This is a genomic window from Dietzia sp. DQ11-44 (assembly GCF_014145205.1).
GTDB lineage: Bacteria > Actinomycetota > Actinomycetes > Mycobacteriales > Mycobacteriaceae > Dietzia > Dietzia natronolimnaea.
Genome location: NZ_JAALEC010000704.1, coordinates 1 through 212, shown reverse-complemented (window position 1 = coordinate 212; position 212 = coordinate 1). Strand labels below are relative to the sequence as shown.

1 pseudogene is annotated in these 212 nt (G+C 75.5%); it reads right to left on the bottom strand.

What is annotated here, in order from left to right:
* Positions 1-212, bottom strand: a pseudogene (locus tag G6018_RS15900) (cell division protein); the annotation flags it as partial.

Genomic DNA, 212 nt, shown 5'->3' with positions numbered 1-212 from the left:
TCCAGCCGATCGGACTCGCCGCGCGCCTTGGCCATGAGCCCGTCGGACTCCTTCTTGGCCTCCCCGGTCAGCCGGTCCGCCATCTCCTGCGCCATCGCGAGAACGCGGGCCGCACGCAGATGCGTGTCGGAGTTGGCGGCACCGCTGTCCTCGCTCTTCGCGAGCGACGGGGTGGCCGCGGCCGGGGCCGGCGTCGGCGCTGGGGGCGCGGC